This is a genomic window from Actinoplanes sp. SE50/110, assembly GCF_900119315.1.
Taxonomy (GTDB): Bacteria; Actinomycetota; Actinomycetes; order Mycobacteriales; family Micromonosporaceae; genus Actinoplanes.
The window spans coordinates 847,915-864,945 of sequence record NZ_LT827010.1 but is presented as its reverse complement, the minus strand read 5'-3'; the positions used below and the strand labels follow the sequence as shown (position 1 = coordinate 864,945).

Annotated in this window: 15 protein-coding genes; 7 read left to right on the top strand and 8 right to left on the bottom strand. The window is 71.7% G+C overall.

The window, feature by feature from the left end:
* From ACSP50_RS03895 to ACSP50_RS03885, 3 genes are read left to right on the top strand one after another with little or no spacing between them, the layout of a single operon-like run.
* Window positions 1–1,374, top strand: coding sequence for a PspC domain-containing protein (locus ACSP50_RS03895; protein WP_014687849.1), 1,374 nt, complete (start codon window positions 1–3; stop codon window positions 1,372–1,374).
* Window positions 1,371–1,703 (top strand): hypothetical protein, encoded by a 333-nt coding sequence (locus ACSP50_RS03890; RefSeq protein WP_014687848.1) that lies wholly within the window; start codon window positions 1,371–1,373, stop codon window positions 1,701–1,703. Before ACSP50_RS03895 ends, ACSP50_RS03890 begins: the two co-directional genes overlap by 4 nt.
* Window positions 1,704–1,758: 55 nt before the next feature.
* Window positions 1,759–3,003, top strand: coding sequence for a phosphatidylserine decarboxylase (locus ACSP50_RS03885; protein ID WP_014687847.1), 1,245 nt, complete (start codon window positions 1,759–1,761; stop codon window positions 3,001–3,003).
* A 53-nt stretch (window positions 3,004–3,056) separates the two neighbouring features.
* Here the strand turns inward: ACSP50_RS03885 and ACSP50_RS03880 are convergent, their stop codons facing one another.
* The 4 genes from ACSP50_RS03880 to guaA form a co-directional block, all read right to left on the bottom strand.
* Window positions 3,057–4,025: a phosphatidylcholine/phosphatidylserine synthase gene (locus ACSP50_RS03880; RefSeq protein ID WP_014687846.1), complete on the bottom strand. Its 969-nt coding sequence runs from the start codon at window positions 4,023–4,025 to the stop codon at window positions 3,057–3,059.
* Window positions 4,026–4,196: 171 nt separating this feature from the next.
* Window positions 4,197–5,090 (bottom strand): NUDIX domain-containing protein, encoded by an 894-nt coding sequence (locus ACSP50_RS03875; protein WP_043510796.1) that lies wholly within the window; start codon window positions 5,088–5,090, stop codon window positions 4,197–4,199.
* Between the two features lie 5 nt (window positions 5,091–5,095).
* The gene (locus ACSP50_RS03870; RefSeq protein WP_014687844.1) at window positions 5,096–6,043 is read right to left on the bottom strand and encodes an NUDIX hydrolase; all 948 of its coding nucleotides are present in this window, start codon (window positions 6,041–6,043) and stop codon (window positions 5,096–5,098) included.
* A gap of 131 nt (window positions 6,044–6,174) precedes the next feature.
* A complete protein-coding gene (gene guaA / locus ACSP50_RS03865) occupies window positions 6,175–7,722 on the bottom strand; it encodes a glutamine-hydrolyzing GMP synthase (RefSeq protein ID WP_014687843.1) in 1,548 nt (515 codons plus the stop codon).
* A 70-nt stretch (window positions 7,723–7,792) separates the two neighbouring features.
* Between guaA and ACSP50_RS03860 the strand changes: the two genes are divergently transcribed.
* Window positions 7,793–8,857 carry an LCP family protein gene (locus ACSP50_RS03860; protein ID WP_014687842.1) on the top strand — a complete coding sequence of 355 codons (1,065 nt, stop codon included), beginning with the start codon at window positions 7,793–7,795 and terminating at the stop codon, window positions 8,855–8,857.
* Window positions 8,858–8,874: 17 nt separating this feature from the next.
* Window positions 8,875–10,260: a M1 family metallopeptidase gene (locus tag ACSP50_RS03855; RefSeq protein ID WP_014687841.1), complete on the top strand. Its 1,386-nt coding sequence runs from the start codon at window positions 8,875–8,877 to the stop codon at window positions 10,258–10,260.
* 4 nt (window positions 10,261–10,264) lie between these two features.
* Here the strand turns inward: ACSP50_RS03855 and ACSP50_RS03850 are convergent, their stop codons facing one another.
* Both ACSP50_RS03850 and guaB read right to left on the bottom strand, forming a co-directional pair.
* Window positions 10,265–11,386 carry a GuaB3 family IMP dehydrogenase-related protein gene (locus ACSP50_RS03850; RefSeq protein ID WP_014687840.1) on the bottom strand — a complete coding sequence of 374 codons (1,122 nt, stop codon included), beginning with the start codon at window positions 11,384–11,386 and terminating at the stop codon, window positions 10,265–10,267.
* Window positions 11,387–11,406: 20 nt separating this feature from the next.
* Window positions 11,407–12,894 (bottom strand): IMP dehydrogenase, encoded by a 1,488-nt coding sequence (gene guaB / locus ACSP50_RS03845; protein ID WP_014687839.1) that lies wholly within the window; start codon window positions 12,892–12,894, stop codon window positions 11,407–11,409.
* Between the two features lie 119 nt (window positions 12,895–13,013).
* On the opposite strand from guaB, the gene ACSP50_RS03840 reads away from it, so the two are divergent.
* Entirely contained in the window at window positions 13,014–13,409 is a 396-nt protein-coding gene (locus ACSP50_RS03840) for a DUF5319 domain-containing protein (RefSeq protein WP_043513471.1), read from the top strand.
* Between the two features lie 498 nt (window positions 13,410–13,907).
* Here the strand turns inward: ACSP50_RS03840 and ACSP50_RS03835 are convergent, their stop codons facing one another.
* Window positions 13,908–14,747, bottom strand: coding sequence for a response regulator transcription factor (locus tag ACSP50_RS03835; protein WP_014687837.1), 840 nt, complete (start codon window positions 14,745–14,747; stop codon window positions 13,908–13,910).
* Window positions 14,748–14,978: 231 nt separating this feature from the next.
* On the opposite strand from ACSP50_RS03835, the gene ACSP50_RS03830 reads away from it, so the two are divergent.
* Entirely contained in the window at window positions 14,979–15,365 is a 387-nt protein-coding gene (locus ACSP50_RS03830; RefSeq protein ID WP_014687836.1) for a WhiB family transcriptional regulator, read from the top strand.
* Between the two features lie 159 nt (window positions 15,366–15,524).
* Here ACSP50_RS03830 and ACSP50_RS03825 read toward each other — a convergent pair whose 3' ends face one another.
* Window positions 15,525–17,018, bottom strand: coding sequence for a molybdopterin-dependent oxidoreductase (locus tag ACSP50_RS03825; protein ID WP_043513469.1), 1,494 nt, complete (start codon window positions 17,016–17,018; stop codon window positions 15,525–15,527).
* Window positions 17,019–17,031: the final 13 nt, after the last annotated feature.

The following is a 17,031-nucleotide window of genomic DNA, read 5'->3' as shown; positions in this document are numbered from 1 at the left end:
ATGAACGACGAAGCTGCCGAACCCCGTACCCCGGGTACCGGTCCTGAGGGCGGGCCGGCACCTTCCGCCACCACCCCACCGCAGGCGAACGTGCCGCCGTGGCTCACCGCGGCGCAGGCCGCCTTCGCCCGCCAGCAGCTGGTCCGCCCCCGCGAGGGCCGCTACATCGCCGGCGTCTGCGGCGCCCTGGCCCGGCGCACCGGCACCGACCCGGTGCTGTGGCGGGTGCTGCTCGCGGTGCTCGGCGTGCTGGGCGGCGCCGGGGTGCTGTTCTATCTGATCGGCTGGCTGGTCATCCCGTCCGAGGGGGACACCGCCTCGCCGGTCGAGTCACTGCTCGGCAAGGGTCACTCCGGGATGTCGCCGCTGAGCGTGGTGGTGCTCGGCGGGGCCGCACTGCTGACCTTCTCGTTCGTGGTCAGTGACGGCGCCCGGGCCAGCATGCTGGCGGCGGCCGTGCTGGTGGGTGCGTTCCTGCTGATCAAAAGAGGCGCGCCGGCCGGCACCTTCGCCGCACCGCCGGCACCGGCCGGGCCGCCCGCGTCGCCCGGCGCCGAGGAGCCGACGATGGCGTTCACCTCGCCGACCCCGGCCGCACCGGCCGGCGAACCGGTGACCCCGCCCGCGCCGGCGGCGTACGAGCCGCCACGCTGGACCCCGCCGACGGAGTCCGGGTACCGCCCGCCGTTCGCCCCGCACGGCCCGTTCGCGAGCGCCGGCGCCTACCCGCCGCCCGCGCCGGCCACCCCGCCGCCGCCGAAACCGCCCAAGCCGCCGAAGCAGCGCTCGATCCTGGGCCGGCTGACGTTCTTCGCGATCATCGTGGTGATGGGCCTGCTCGCGGTGCTCGACATGGCCGGAGTGAACGTCGCGGTGTCGGCGTACTTCGCGGCCGCTCTGACCACCATCGGCCTGGGCCTGCTGGTCGGCACCTGGTTCGGCCGGGCCCGCGGCCTGATCTTCCTGGCCTTCCTGACCACCATCGGTCTGCTGATCAGCACGGGCACCGAGCGGTGGGGCAGCGAGTTCCGGGACAGCGTGTACCGTCCGGCCAACCTCGCCGAGGTCGCCGACTCCTACGAGTTCACGCTCGGCAACGTCACCCTCGACCTGCGCGGCGTCGACTTCACCGGCGCCGACCAGGCCACCACGGTCCGGATGAGCGTGGGCCAGCTCCGGGTGCTGCTGCCGGACCGGGTCGACACCACCGCGCAGGTGCACGTCGGCGGCCGGACGGTGCTGTTCGGCCAGGAGTACAGCGGCGACGACGCCTCGTCGCGATCGGTCACCGACCTCGGCCGGGACGGCGCCGGCGGCGGCAAGCTCGCCCTCGACCTGCACCTCGAAACCGGAAACCTGGAGGTGATCCGATGAAACCGCACCGGATGGACGGCGTGTCCCTCACCTTCGGCCTGATCTCCCTGGTGATCGCGGCCTGGTGGGCGGTCTCCCAGGTGGTCACCCTGCACCTGCCGGCGCTCGGCTGGACGGTGGCCGGCGGCCTGATCCTGTTCGGCGTGATCGGTCTGCTCGGGGCGATCACTTCCGGACGCCGCGAGCCGGTGGCCCCGGTCCTGGCCGAGGCCGTACCGGCGTCGGTCCCGGGCGATCTGCCGCCCGAGGTGCACGCCTCGATCGTCCAGGAGCTGATGGACGACCCGGCCGCCCGGTTCCCCCGCGAAGAACGTGAAACGGATAAGTGACCCACTTGCCCCGCCCACGGACCGGCGTCCGAGGGCGGGGCAATATGCTCGCGGAATGACCCAGTTTCCCGCCGTGTCCGCCACGCCCGTCCCGGCCGTGGGAGCCCGGGCCGCCCGCGCCCTGACCGCCGAGTTCGCCCGGCAGAACGCGGCCACCACCGCCCTGCTGATCGGTGCCGACCATGCCTCCGCCGTGGTGGCCGCCGCCGTCGAGGCGCTCCTGCCGGGCGACACCCTCGTCCTGGTGGCCGGTGAGCACAGCAGCGCCGACCTGCTCCGCGGCCACATCACCGGCCTGGGCAGCTGGGTCGCCGACCGGGTGCGCATCCTGGAGTCGTTGGACGAGGCGCAGCCGGCCGACGTGGTCATCGTCGGGGAGCCGCTCACCGGCACCGCCGACGACACCCGCGGCCTGATCGACAAACTCGCGAAATACCTGACCGACGGCGCCGTGCTCAGCGTCGCCACCCCGGCGGGCCCGGGCCGCACGATGGGCGCCGCGGCCGAGCTGTTCCGCCAGGGTTCACTCTTCGGGGTCGGCTCCGACCTGGTGGTCCGCAACCAGCCGCCGCTGCGCGTGCACAAGCTGCGGTTCACCCCGGCCGAGGTGGGCGCCGCCGCGACCGTCGCCCCGGCCTACCGGACGGCCAGCGTCCCGCTGACCCGCACCATGCACATCGACTCGAACGGGGTGGCCGCCGCCGGCATCGCGCTCGGTCTGGCCGCGCTGGCCCGCCGGACCCGGCCGAAGTCGAAGCTGTGGCTGATCCCGGCGCTGGCCGCGGCGCCGGTCGCGGCGTTCTTCCGGGACCCGGAGCGGGACGTGCCGTCCGACCCGGCCTCGGTCGTGGCCGCCGCCGACGGCAAGATCCTGTCGGTGGAGCGGATGCACGACGACCGGTTCGGCCCGGGTGAGTTCCTGCGGATCGCGGTCTTCCTGTCGGTCTTCGACGTGCACGTGAACCGGTCGCCGGTGGCCGGGCGGGTCGCCGACTACTTCGTCGAGGAGGGCGGCTTCGCGAACGCCGCCACCGCGGCCGCCGAGCACAACGTCGCGGCGTACACGGTGCTCGACACCGAGCACGGGACCGTCGTGGTGGCGCAGCGGACCGGGCTGATCGCCCGCCGGATCGTGCAGCGCACCCCGGTCGGCACGCTGGTGGCCAAGGGCGAGCGGTTCGGGCTGATCCGGTTCGGCTCACGCACCGACGTCTACCTGCCGGCGGACCGGGCGGAGGCGCTGGTCAGCGTCGACGAGCGGGTCGTCGGTGGCGCCACGGTGATCGCCCGCTGGAAGTAGCCGGACACGAAAAGGCCGCCCCTCCCGGTCGGAAGGGGCGGCCTTTTCGACGATCAGGCGCGCTTGGCGCGCACCCAGAGGACCGGGCCGCTGACCAGGTAGGTCGCGACGACCAGGACGAACGTCATCTTCGGCTCGACCAGCGCGCCGACCACCGGCAGCAGCCACAGCCACGGCGGCAGCTTCACGATCCGGGCGAGCTTCGCGTACGGGAAGCTGGACACCATCGCGAAGGCCAGCAGCGCGACGCCGGCCAGCAGCGCCATGCCGGGCAGCGGCAGGCCGATCAGCACGGCGAGCGCGAGGACCGCCGCCGCCATCGTGGTCGGGACGCCGCAGAAGAAGCGCCCGTCCTTCGGCGAGACGTTGAAGCGGGCCAGCCGGACCGCGGCGCAGCCCGCGACCAGGGCGCAGGCCAGCGCTGCGGCCGGCTGCGGGACGGTGCCGAGCAGCGAGGCGTAGACCACGACCGGCGCGGCCAGGCCGAACGAGCACATGTCGGCGAGCGAGTCCATCTGCGCGCCGAACGGGCTGGCGACGCCGAGCTTACGAGCCAGCGCGCCGTCCAGGCCGTCGAAGGCGACGCAGGCGACCAGGCAGCCGGCGGCCCACCGGGGCTGGTCGGCCATGGCCAGGAAGATGGCCAGCAGGCCGAGCCCGAGACTGCTCAGGGTGCAGGCGTTGACCAGCGCGAAACGCGCCCGGCGAGCCATCGTCGGCTCGCCCGGCAGCAGCGGGATGGTCGCCGGGACGGACTCGTCCACGGGGAAGGCGGCGGGGGTGTCCAGGGGAACTCCGGGGGCGGGAATGGTGCGGCTCAGCCCCGGTTCCGGCGAGGTGTAGAGCACCTCGGCACGGGTCGCGGTGGCGGCCCGGCTCGTCTCGGCGGCGCGGCGACCCACCCGAACCAGCAGGGCCTGCCGGGCGAGAGTCCCGCCACGGCGCAAACGGCCAGCCCAACGGCGGCCGGCGGGACGGGGGCTATCCGTCGTTCGACGCCGGCGCCAAGGGGTACGCGGCACGTGGTTCCTCCATGGAGATCGTGGTCACCGGCGTCGTCCTTGAAGCCAGGCGAAATTGCGGGTTACACCATCGCACAGCGGCGCGGCCTTGGCGAGAGGCCTTTTGGTCGCGCTGAGCTATCTCTGAAACTGCTCAACACCGGTGCCGCTCCCCGTGTTCCTGTAACGATTTTAGCCCGCCTCAGCCAGTGCTTCCCGGGCCAGTTCGGTCAGCGGCAGCCCGGCGACCTCACCGGGGGTGAACCAGGACGCCCGGTCGGTGGATCCACCTGCGGCTTCGCTGACCACCGGAGTGACCGGTTCCTCCACTCTTACGCGATATACGACGCGAATCACATGCCAGTCGAGCGGAACACCTTCCGGTCCGAGCGCCGCCGGGTCGTATCGATGACCGACAGTCAGTAGGCCGTCGATCCGGCCGCGCTGCGAGGTCTCTTCATAAAGTTCACGAAGTAAACCTTCCTCGGGGGTTTCGCCGTAGTCGGTGCCGCCACCGGGAAGATGCCAGGAACCGCCGCCGGGGTAACCCTGCGTGATCCGGGCCAGCAGGATCCGTCCGGCTGGATCAGTCACCAGCCCGTACGCCCCGAACCGCTGCACGCGGTCACCACGGTGCACCGGCTCGTCGTCGAGCGGCACCACCGCGGGGGCGTCGAAGGACACCCCGAGGGCGCCGGCGGTGAACGGCAGCAGTGGGCGGGCGGCCACCTCGGCGGGCGGCACCCACTCGGCCAGGTCGCTGGTGCCGCCGGTCTCCGGGCGCAGATCGCCGCCGGTGACGGCCACGTCGTAGAGGATCCGGTCGGTGTGCTCCACCAGATCGTCGAACGGGAACGCGACCACGTCGGCGACCACGCCGCGCACCCCGGTGACGGCCACCGTCAGGCCGGTCTCCTCGGCGAACTCGCGGACCACGGCGTCGGCCGGCGCCTCGCCGTGGTCCACCCCGCCGCCGGGCAGCGACCAGACGCCCGGGAAGGCGCTGAGATCGGAGCCGCGGGTGAGCAGGACCCCGCCGTCGGCGGCCCGGCACACCCCGTACGCCGCGGTTCGTCTGATCTTCACTGTGCCTAGATTAGCCCGGCCGCCCGCAGCGCATCGGCGGTGACTTCGGTGAGCTGGTCGGCGGCGAGCGCGGCAACCTCGCGCAGCGGCATCCAGCCGGCCTCGGAGGTGGACCCGCCGACGTCGTGGATCACCACCTCGGTCGGCGCGTCGACGACCACCCGGTAGAACGCGCGGACCCCGTGCCAGTCGATCGGGTAGCCCTCCGGCCCGAGCGAGGCGGCGTCCCGGTGGCTGGCCACCCCGAGCAGCTCGATCAGCCGGCCCTGCTGGCCGGTCTCCTCGACCAGCTCACGGATCAGCGCCGGGCCGGGCTGCTCGCCGTAGTCGGTGCCGCCGCCGGGCAGGTGCCAACAGCCGGCGCCGGGATACCCGGGCGCGATCCGGGTCAGCAGGAGATTGTCGTACGGGTCGGTGGCGATCGCGTACGCCGCGAACCGCTGCGCCCGGTGCAGCCCGTCCGGCCCCTGGTAGGCGTAGAAGGACGGGAAGGTCGGCGGCACGTCGGGGCGCAGGTCGGCCGAGGCGGCCGGGAGTCCCAGCGCCTCCGCGGCGAACGGGCGCAGCTTGAGCCGCGCCGCCTCCTCCAGGGTGTGCCAGCGCGCCAGGTCGGTGGGGTGGCCGACCCGGTCGATCAGGGTGCCGCCGCGCACCGACACGGTGTAGATCAGCCGGTCGGTGTGGATGGTGACGCCACGGTGCGGCAGTGAGCGCATGTCGGCCAGGACGTCACGCAGCCCGGTCACCGCGACGGAGAGGCCGGTCTCCGCCGCGGTCTCGCGGACGACGGTGTGATTGGGATCTTCGCCGTGGTCCACGGCGCCGCCGGGCAGCGACCAGATGCCGGGCGTCCCGGATTTGGCCGAGGCCCGGACCAGAAGCACGCGGCCTTCGTCGTCGGTCGCGACGGCGTAGGCGGCGATCCTGCGGAGCGGTTCCAGTGCGGGGGTCACGAAGCGGCATTCTGCCCGGATTATGTTACTAATCGAGGGCGTCTGTCGGGTTCCTGACAGTTGAATCGCGCTGCGTAACCGCAGCTCAGGGCGGATTTAGCCGCCCTGGGCGATTGATCCACTACTGGGCGTCACTCCCACTCGATGGTGCCCGGCGGCTTGCTCGTGACGTCCAGCACCACCCGGTTGACCTCGCGGACCTCGTTGGTGATCCGGTTCGAGATCTTGGCGATCAGGTCGTAGGGCAGGCGCGACCAGTCCGCCGTCATCGCGTCCTCGGAGGAGACCGGGCGCAGCACCACCGGGTGGCCGTAGGTGCGGCCGTCACCCTGCACGCCCACGCTGCGCACGTCGGCCAGCAGCACCACCGGGAACTGCCACACGTCGCGGTCGAGGCCGGCCGCGGTCAGCTCCTCGCGGGCGATCAGGTCGGCCTGGCGCAGCAGGTCCAGCCGTTCCCGGTCGACCGCACCGATGATCCGGATGGCCAGACCCGGGCCGGGGAACGGGTGCCGCTGCACCATCGCCTCGGGCAGCCCGAGCTCGGCACCGAGCGCGCGCACCTCGTCCTTGAACAGCGTGCGCAACGGCTCGATCAGCGCGAACTGCAGGTCGTCGGGGAGCCCGCCGACGTTGTGGTGCGACTTGATGTTCGCCGTGCCGGTGCCGCCGCCGGACTCCACCACGTCCGGGTAGAGGGTGCCCTGCACCAGGAACTCGATGTGCCGCTCGGCGTCCAGGTCGCGGGCCGCCGCCTCGAACGTCCGGATGAACTCGCGGCCGATGATCTTCCGCTTCTGCTCCGGGTCGGTGACGTCCTTGAGGTGGCCGAGGAACTGCTCCTCGGCGTCGACGACGACCAGCCGGATGCCGGTGGCCGCGACGTAGTCCTTCTCCACCTGCTCGCGCTCGCCGGCGCGCAGCAGGCCGTGGTCGACGAAGACGCAGGTGAGCTGGTCACCGATGGCCTTGTGGACCAGGGCCGCGGCGACCGCCGAGTCGACGCCGCCGGAGAGGCCGCAGATGACCTGTTTGTCCCCCACGTGCTGACGGATCAGGGCGACCTGGTCCTCGATGATGTTGCCCGGGGTCCAGGTGGGCTCGATGCCGGCGATGTCGTACAGGAAGCGCTTGAGCATCTCCTGGCCCTGCTCGGTGTGCGCCACCTCGGGGTGGAACTGCACGCCGGCACGCCGGGCGGTGAGGTCCTCGAACGCGGCGACCGGAGCGCCGGGCGTGGACGCGGTGACCATGAAGCCGGACGGGGCGACCGAGACGCTGTCCCCGTGGCTCATCCAGACCGGCAGGTCGGCCGGCAGGTCGCGGAGCAGCGAGCCGCCCTGCGCGGTGAGCAGGGTCCGCCCGTACTCCCGGGAGCCGGTGTGCGCGACCGTGCCGCCGAGCGCCTGAGCCATCGCCTGGAAGCCGTAGCAGATGCCGAAGACCGGCACGTCGCTGTCGAACAGGCCGGCGTCGAGCGTGGGCGCGCCCGGCTCGTAGACGCTGGACGGGCCGCCGGACAGGATGATCGCGGCGGGATTCTTCGCCAGCATCTCGGCGACCGGCATCGAGCTCGGCACGATCTCCGAGTAGACACGGGCCTCACGGACCCGGCGGGCGATCAACTGGGCGTACTGGGCGCCGAAGTCGACGACGAGGACGGGACGCGGGGTACTCACCCCGCGAGTTTACCGACGGCCCTGCACACGGCCATTGAGCACCCTCGCCGGGCTGCTCTAGGGTCGGATCATGCGGACAGGCAGGATCGCGCGAGCCGTGGTGGTCGCCGTGCTCGGGATGACGGTCGCCGCCTGCCGGCACTCCGGCGCCGCCGCCCCGGCCGCGTCCACGGCGCCGATCCCGGAGTCGACGCCGAGCGCCGCGCCGGCGCCCTCCCCGGGCGCCGACCTCACCGGCCCGCTCGATCTGGTGCTGGCCGGCGTCGACACCCGGATCACCGAGCCCGGCTGGGAGCCGCACTCCGACGCGATCATGCTGCTGCACGTCGACGCCGGGCTGAAGTCCGCCTACCTCTACTCCCTCCCCCGGGACCTGCTCGTCCAGGTCCCGGCCTATCCGAAGGCCGGCTTCCCGGGCGGCAGGCACAAGCTCACCGAGGCGATGGCGTTCGGCTCGCGGATCCCCGGTCGGACCGCCAAGAACGTGGCGAACGGCTACGACCTGCTGACCCGGACGATCAGCGCGTACACCGGGATCAGGACCTTCCAGGCCGGCGCGATCCTCAACTTCGGCGGCCTCGACCGGCTGGTCGACGAGTTGGGCGGGATCGACATGACGATCGACCAGAAGGTGAAGTCGCGGCACCGGCGACCGGACGGCACACTGCGCAAGCTGAGCGGCCACGACTACACCGGGCCGCAGGCCGTCTACCTGCCCGGTAAGCGGCACCTGGTCGGCTGGCAGGCGATCGACTACGCCCGGCAGCGCTACGGCCTGCCGAACGGCGACTACGACCGGCAGCGCCATCAGCGGCAGATGGTCGAGGCGATCCTCGACAAGGCGCTCGGCGAGGGCCTCAGCGACCCGGCGAAACTTCAGCCGGTCATCACCGCCCTCGGGAAGACGCTGGTCACGGTCGGCGGACGACAACCGATCGACTACGCGTACGCGTTGCGTGACCTCACCCCGTCCTCGGTGACCATGGTTCAGCTGGACGGCGGCGGCGTCGGCAGTGGCAGCGGCTACCTGGGCGAGGCGCTGAACGCGGAGGCCCGCGGCTTCCTCTCCGCGGTCGCCGCGGGCACCATTGCGGCGTACCTGAAAGCGCACCCCGGGATGGTCGACAAGGGATGAACGTAATGTCTTGAGGCATGAGACGACGGGGTCCGGTCGCCGTGCTGGCGGTCCTGCTCATCGCCGGTGGCTGCCGGTCCTCCGGGGCCGCGGCCTTCACGGCCGGTGCGATCGGGGCCGGTGACCCCTACTTCCCGACGTACGGCAACGGCGGCTACGACGTGGCCGGATACGACCTGGACCTGCGCTACGACCCGGGCAGCGGTCAGCTGGGCGGCCGGGCGACGATCACCGCGACCGCCACCCAGAGCCTGTCCCGCTTCGACTTCGACCTGGCCCACCTGACCGCCTCGAAGATCACCGTGGACGGCGCCGCGGCGACCGCCGAGACGGCCGGCAACGAGCTGGTCGTCACCCCGGCCACCGGGATCCCGTCCGGGCGGCGGTTCACCGTCGTCGTCGAGTATTCCGGCGAACCCGACCAGCTGGAGAACAAGGCGCTCGGCAACGGCGGCTGGATCCGCACCGCCGACGGCGGCATCGCGCTGGGCCAGCCCGAATCGGCCAGCACCTGGTATCCGGTGAACGACCACCCGTCGGACAAGGCCACCTTCCGCCTGGCGATGACCGTGCCGGACGGACTGCAGGTGATCAGCAACGGGGTGCCCGGGACGACGGACCGCCACGGGGGCTGGACCACCTGGCACTGGGCCGAGTCCGCGCCGATGGCCAGCTACCTGTCCACCGTGGTGATCGGGCACTACCGGGTCACCACCGGCACCCACGACGGCAAGCCGATGATCGTCGCGGTGCCCGAGTCGGTGCCGGCCACCAGCCCCGGGGCCAGGGCACTGGCCCGCACCGGCGAGATCGCGGATTTCCTGGCCGGGCTGTTCGGGCCGTACCCGTTCGACGCCTACGGTGGGGTGATCGTCACCGACAGCCGGATCGGGTACGCGCTGGAGACCCAGTCCCGGCCGGTGTACGGCGGTGACTTCTTCACCAAGGACGAGAACGCCGGGGTGGTCGCCCACGAGCTGGCCCACCAGTGGTTCGGCGACAGCGTTTCCCTGCGACGGTGGCAGGACATCTGGCTCAACGAGGGGTTCGCGACCTACGCCGAATGGCTGTGGGCCGAGCACGACGGCGGCCGCACCGCGCAGCAGGAGTTCATCATCGCGTACTCGTCGACGGACTGGACCCAGCCGACCGGGGACCCGGGCCCGGCGCACCTCTTCGGATCGGCGGTCTACCAGCGGGGGGCGATGACGGTTTACGCCCTGCGCCGGACGATCGGCGACGACGCCTTCCTGAAGCTGCTCACCGCGTGGCCCGCCGCCCACAGGGACGGCAACGGCACCACGGAGCAGTTCATCGCCCTTGCCGAACAGACGTCCGGCAAGGACCTGAAAGACTTCTTCCACGCCTGGCTCTACGGAACCGGGAAGCCCCCGGCCCCGTGAAGCCCTACTGCCGGTCGAGGACCAGGGCGACCTTCTGGAACTCCTTGACGTCGCGGTAGCCGCACTTGGCCATCGCGCGACGCAGGCCGCCGAACAGGTTGAGCTGACCGTCGGCGCGGTCGGCCGGGCCGTAGAGCAGCTGCTCCAGAGAACCGTCCGGCTCGCCGGCGATGCAGAAACCACCGCGCGGCAGGGCGGGGTGGCTGGCCGCCGAGTGCCACCAGGCGCCGCCGGCCGGGGCGCCCTCGGCCAGCGACAGCGGCTCGCCCAGCATCACCGCGTCGGCGCCGCAGCCGATCGCCTTGGCGATGTCGCCGGAGGTCGCGATCCCGCCGTCGGCGATCAGGTGCACGTAACGGCCGCCGGTCTCGTCCAGGTAGTCGCGGCGGGCCGCGGCGGCGTCCGCGATCGCGGTGGCCATCGGCACCCGGATGCCGAGCACCGTGTCGGTGGTCGACCACTCGTCCGCGCCGACCCCGACGATCACGCCGGCCGCACCGGTACGCATCAGGTGCAGGGCGGTCTTGTAGTCGGTGCAGCCGCCGACGATCACCGGCAGGTCGAGGTCGGCGATGAACTCCTTGAGGTTCAGCGGCTCGTCGGTGGTCGACACGTGCTCGGCCGAGACCAGGGTGCCCTGGATGACCAACAGGTCGACGCCGGCGTCCAGGATCACCGGGGCGAGTGCCAGGGTGTGCTGCGGCGACACCCGGACGGCCACGGTCACGCCGCCCTCGCGGATCTGCCGGACCCGCTCGCCGATCAGCTCCGGCTTGATCGGCTCGGCATACACCTCCTGCAGCCGCTTGGTGGCGTCCGCCTCCTCGTCCAGCGAGGCCAGCTCCTCAAGGATCTTGCTGGGGTCCTCGTAGCGGGTCCAGAGGCCCTCGGCGTTGAGCACGCCCAGGCCGCCGAGGCGGCCCAGGGCGATCACCGAATCCGGGCTCTGGGTGGCGTCCGAGGGGTGCGCGACGCAGGGGATCTTGAACGGGTACGCGTCGAGCTTCCACTCGGTCGAGACGTCGTCGACGTCCCGGGTCCGCCGGCTCGGCACGATCGCGATGTCATCCAGGTGGTAGCCGCGCTGGGCGGTCTTACCGAGGCCGATCTCCACTACGTCACGCATCGGGGTTTCAGATCCTCTATTTAGCGGGAGTGGTAGTTGGGGGCCTCGACCGTCATCTGGATGTCGTGCGGGTGGGACTCCTTGAGACCCGCCGCAGTGATCCGGATGAGCTGTCCCCGCTCCTGAAGATCGGGAATGGTCTCCGCGCCCACGTAGCCCATGGCCGCGCGCAGCCCGCCGATGAGCTGATGCGCCACCCTGGACAGAGGACCACGATAGGGCACCTGACCCTCGACGCCCTCGGGCACCAGCTTGTCCTCGTTCACATCCTGCTGGAAATACCGGTCCTTGGAGTACGACTTGGCCTGACCCCGGGACTGCATCGCGCCGAGCGAGCCCATCCCCCGGTACGACTTGAACTGCTTGCCGTTCATGAAGATCAGCTCGCCGGGGCTCTCCTCGGAGCCGGCCAGCAGGCTGCCCAGCATCACCGTGCTGGCCCCGGCCACGATCGCCTTGGCGATGTCGCCGCTGTACTGGATGCCGCCGTCGCCGATCACCGGGACACCGGCCGGCGCGCACGCCCGGGCCGCCTCCATGATCGCGGTTATCTGCGGCACACCCACACCCGCGACGATCCGGGTGGTGCAGATCGCGCCCGGCCCGACACCCACCTTGACCGCGTCGGCGCCCGCCTCCACCAGCGCCTTGGCGCCCGCGTAGGTCGCCACGTTGCCACCGACGATGTCGACCGCCACGTCCTTCTTCAGCCGGGCCACCATCTCCAGCACGGCCCGCTGGTGCCCGTGCGCGGTGTCCACGATCACCACGTCGACACCGGCGTCGACCAGGGCCCGGGCCCGCTTGTAGGAGTCGTCGCCGACCCCGACCGCGGCCGCCACCCGCAGCCGGCCCTGCGGGTCCTTGGCCGCGTTGGGGAACTGCTCGCTCTTGGTGAAGTCCTTGACGGTGATCAGGCCGCGCAGGTGCCCGTTCTCGTCGACCAGCGGCAGCTTCTCCACCTTGTGCCTGGCCAGCAGTTCGAGCGCCTGGTCCTTGCCGACCCCGACCGGGGCGGTGATCAGCGGCGCCTTGGTCATCACGTCGCGCACCTTGGCATCCAGGTCGCTGACGAAGCGCATGTCCCGGTTGGTGACGATGCCGACCAGCACGCCCTGCCCGTCGACGACCGGGGCGCCGGAGATCCGGTACCGCCCGCACAGCGCGTCGACCTGGCGCAGCGTGTCGTCCGGCCCGCAGGTGATCGGGTTGGTGATCATGCCGGACTCGGAACGCTTCACCAGGTCGACCTGGGCCGCCTGGTCCTCCACCGACAGGTTGCGGTGCAGCACGCCGATGCCGCCCTGCCGGGCCATGGCGATCGCCATCCGCGCCTCGGTGACCGTGTCCATGCCGGCCGAGAGCAGCGGGATGGAGAGCTCCACGTTGCGGGTCAGCCGCGTGACGGTGTTGACCCGGCTGGGCACCACGTCCGACTCACCCGGCTGCAGCAGCACGTCGTCGAACGTCAGACCGAGGGGAACGGTGCGAGCGCTGTCAGTTTCCACAGATCATCCCTAGGCAAGAGGCGGAGTTCATCATCCTACCCATCCCGGACGCGGCACCCTGGCGGCGGACAGAACGTGCGGGCCAGCACACTCCCCCGTGGGGTGAGTACGGTATGGGGGTGCAAGAAGAGCCGATCGACCCGTTCAACGGCGACCCCGCCGACCCGGCAGCGGAACTCGACGACCTCCAGGAGGAGGCCGAGAGTGAGCCGCTGTCCGAGGATGAGCGGCAGGACGTCCTGGAGGACCTCTCCGACCTGGAGATCTATCAGGCCCTGCTGAGCCCGACCGGCATCCGTGGTCTGGTCATCGAGTGTGAGGACTGCCACGAGCCGCACTACTTCGACTGGGATCTGCTCCGCGGCAACCTGCGCCACCTGTTGAGCAGCGGCCGCCCCCGGGTGCACGAGCCCGCCTACGACCCCGATCCGGATCACTACGTGACTTGGGAGTACGCGCGAGGCTACGCCGATGGCGTCCACGACACCCTGACCGAGGGCAACGACGAGAACTAGCGGTCCGTCGGTGGTCACCGGTCGTCCAGATCACCCCACGTCATCGGTCGTCCAGGTCACCCCGCGAAGATCAAGTTCTTTGAAGATCGAATTCGTTTTTGCCACGGTCCGCGCTGATCACTGATCGTCGCTCCCGCGGGGACCCTTCCGGGCTTCGCAGGGCGCTGGCGCGCCCAGAACGCGAAACCCGAAAGGGCGACGTCCGCGGCTGGTGACGACCGCCAGATCAAAACCATATTGGCCAGGCGGCTGGCGTGCCGGCCGCGCGGTCGCCGTCCCGATCGGGCTCGCACACGCCGGGTCTGCTTTGCGGTGACCAGCCACGGGCCGTGAAGGGCGCGATGATCGCTCTGGACGCGCAGCGGCCAGATCATTGCGCCCGGCCCGCGCGGGAGCATGCGATCTGCACCCCGCTGGACCTGCGCATATGAAGACCTTGAACTTGATCTTGGCTGGTGAGAACGGCCGGCGAGGGAGTCCCCTCGCCGGCCGTCGGCGTCATGCCACCAGGCCGGCGCGGAAGCCCGCCGCCACCGCATGCGCCCGATCCCGTGCACCGAGCTTGCGGAACAGGCGCCGCGCGTGCGTCTTCACCGTGTCCTCGGAGACGAACAACTCCCGCCCGATCTCCGCGTTGCTCTTGCCGTCCGCCATTCCGCGCAGCACCTGCAGCTCACGCTCGGTCAGCGTCAGCCGCCGCCCGGCCGGCGCACCGTCGGCCATCGCCTCGTTGCCCGGCCAGGCCACCATCGGCCGGCCGGTCGCCGGGTCGATCGGTGCGTCGCCGCGCTGCACCGGGACCATCGGCGAGTTCGGCAGCATCGCCGGGACGGCCGCCGCGTTGGGCGCGCCCATGCCGATCCCGCCGTTCTGGTACGCCCCGCGGGCGGCGGGCGAGTTGTTGTTGCGCATTCCGCCGGCCACCGTGGCCGGCTGCGCGTTGCCGTTGATCGGCATGCCCTGCGGGCGCACCGGCAACAGCAACAGGAGCAGCGCCTTGGCGACGACGCTGACCAGGTCGTGCTCGACGCCGCGGATCACACCGCGGGCGCCGGCGGCGACGGCCGCGGCCGCCACCCGGGGGTCTTCCGCCCCGAAGAGCACCACCTGGGCCTGCGGGGCGCGGGCGAGGACGCGCCGGGTGAAGCCGACACTGTCGGGTCGGGTCACGGCGGTGTCGGCCAGGACCACTTCGGCCGGCCGTTCCGCCAGTCGGATCATGGCCTCGGTCTCGCTGACCGCGGTCCGGACGACGCCGGTCATGCCGAGCCGGGCCGCGGTCGACGCGACGGTTTGGGCCGCCAGCGGGGTTCGGACGCACACGAGGACGGTACGCACAGTGATCCTCCTTCTCTCTCAGAGGAGATCACGCGAGGGCCGCAGCATTACGCGCTTTAGATGGAAAAAACGGGAAAGAAAGGTATGACTTGCCACCTCTTTGCCACTGCGCACGCGAAGACATCGACGTGGTGCGTGTGAGCCGGCTACTGCCGGGGTACACCCGCGTGAGGCCTGCGTCGGGCCCCCAAGTCGACCAATCCGCGGTGCCGCGCGGTGAGGAGGGTGTTGATGTCGAACGTTCGCAGGCTGCCCGGCCCGATCGCCGATCTCTGGGACTGGCAGCGCCTGGGGCTCTGCCGCGGCCGGGACAGTGCACAGTTCTTCCACCCGGACGGCGAGCGGGGGTCGTCCCGCAATCGCCGTGAGGCGAAAGCCAAGACGATGTGCGGCGCGTGCCCGGTGCGGGCCGAGTGCGCCGCCCACGCCCTCGCGGTGCGCGAGCCGTACGGGGTCTGGGGAGGGTTCAGCGAATCGGAGCGGCTGCGGCTGCTCGCGGTCGGCTGGGAGGATCTGGCCGATCGTCACGGACGGGTCGACCTGGCCCGGCTCGAGGCACGCCTCGGCCGGCCCCACAAATCGGCCGTGCCCGCGCAGAGGCAGGCACCGGCGGCCTGAGACCGCCCGGCGCGCGGCATCACCACACGACTGGCGACACGGTCCTCCCCGGGGGGCCGTGTCGAGTGGTTCAGCGGTTCTTCAACCGCATCGGTGGACATGCAAGCCACCGTATGAGCGACTTGTAATTTCGTGTCGGACCGAAAGTGCGGCTTTCAACTAGTTGACGGAGACCGTCACACGGTGCCATCCGGTGGCCCCGTCCGGAGCCGGATCGGCTCGCTCGGAGGTCTGCGTGGCGCCGTCCAGGTCGGTCGCCCGGACCCGCAGGACGTGCCGCCCGGAGGTCGCCGTCCAGGTGTGCGTCCACTGCCGCCAGGTGTCGTCGGAGACCGCCGGCGCCAGCGCGGCCACCTCCCACGGACCGTCGTCGACCTGCACCTCGACCTTGGCGATCCCGCGGTGCTGCGCCCAGGCCACCCCGGCGACCACCACCGGGCCGGGTTTGCGGGAGGCGCCGTCGCGGGGCGTGTCGATCCGCGACTGGGTCTTGATCGGGGCCTGCGCCGCCCAGCCGCGCGGCACCCAGTAGGCATCGAAGTCAGCGAATTGAGTGAGCTCGATCTCGGTGATCCACTTGCAGGCCGAGACATAACCGTAGAGTCCGGGAACGACCATCCGGACCGGGAATCCGTGGTCGACCGGCAGCGGCTCGCCGTTCATCCCGATCGCCAGCAGCGCGTCGCGCCCGTCGCGCAGCACCGCGGTCGGCGTGCCACACGTCCAGCCGTCGGTCGACCGCTGCACCGCCTGGTCGGCACCGGGCAGGGGATCGGCCTCGTCGATCAGCGCCTTGATCGGGGTGCCCAGCCACAGCGCGTTGCCGATCAGGTCGCCGCCCACCTCGTTGGAGACGCAGGCAAGCGTCACATACCGCTCGATCATCGGGCGTTTCAGCAGGTCGGCCCAGGTGATGGTGATCGGGTTGCGGACCATGCCGTGGATCCGCAGACGCCAGGTGGCCGGGTCGACCTGCGGGGTGACCAGGGCGGTGTCGATCCGGTAGAAGTCGGGATTCGGCGTCACGTACGGCACCGCGCCCTCGACCTGGGCCCCGGGCGGGACGACCGGGGTCGGCTCGCCGGCCGCCGGCAGGCGCAGCTCGTCCCGCGCCTGGGTGGCCACCCCGCGGCTGGTCAGCCAGCGCCCGGCCAGCCCGCCACCGGCGGCGACCGCGACGACGATCCCGGCCTGTTTGAGGAACTGCCGGCGACCCGCCGCCTCCGGGAGGGCGCCGACCCGCAGCAGGTGGCGCAGCACCAGGAAGCTCAGCCCGGCACCGAGCAGCGACGGAAGCGCGGCACCCGGGCCGGCGCCCGGACGGGTCACCGCGGCGGCCGCGCCGATCACCGCGAACAGCGCGATCCCGGCGGCGGCCAGCGGCCAGGAGCGGCGGGCCAGGACGCCGACGCCGAACGCGTACAGCCCGAGAAGGATCGCCGTGCCGGTGAGCAGCGCGATCTTGTCGTGGGTGCCGAAAACCGCGATGCCGAAGTCCTTGACCGGGGCCGGGACGTGATCGACCACCACCCCGCCGACCGCCACCAGCGGCGCCGAGCGCGGGCCGGCCAGCACCGCCAGCAGCTCGGCCACCCCGAGCGCGGCCGCGGCCGCCGCAACGCCGGCCAGACCGGCCCGAATCGAATGCCTCACCGCGCCATCCTGC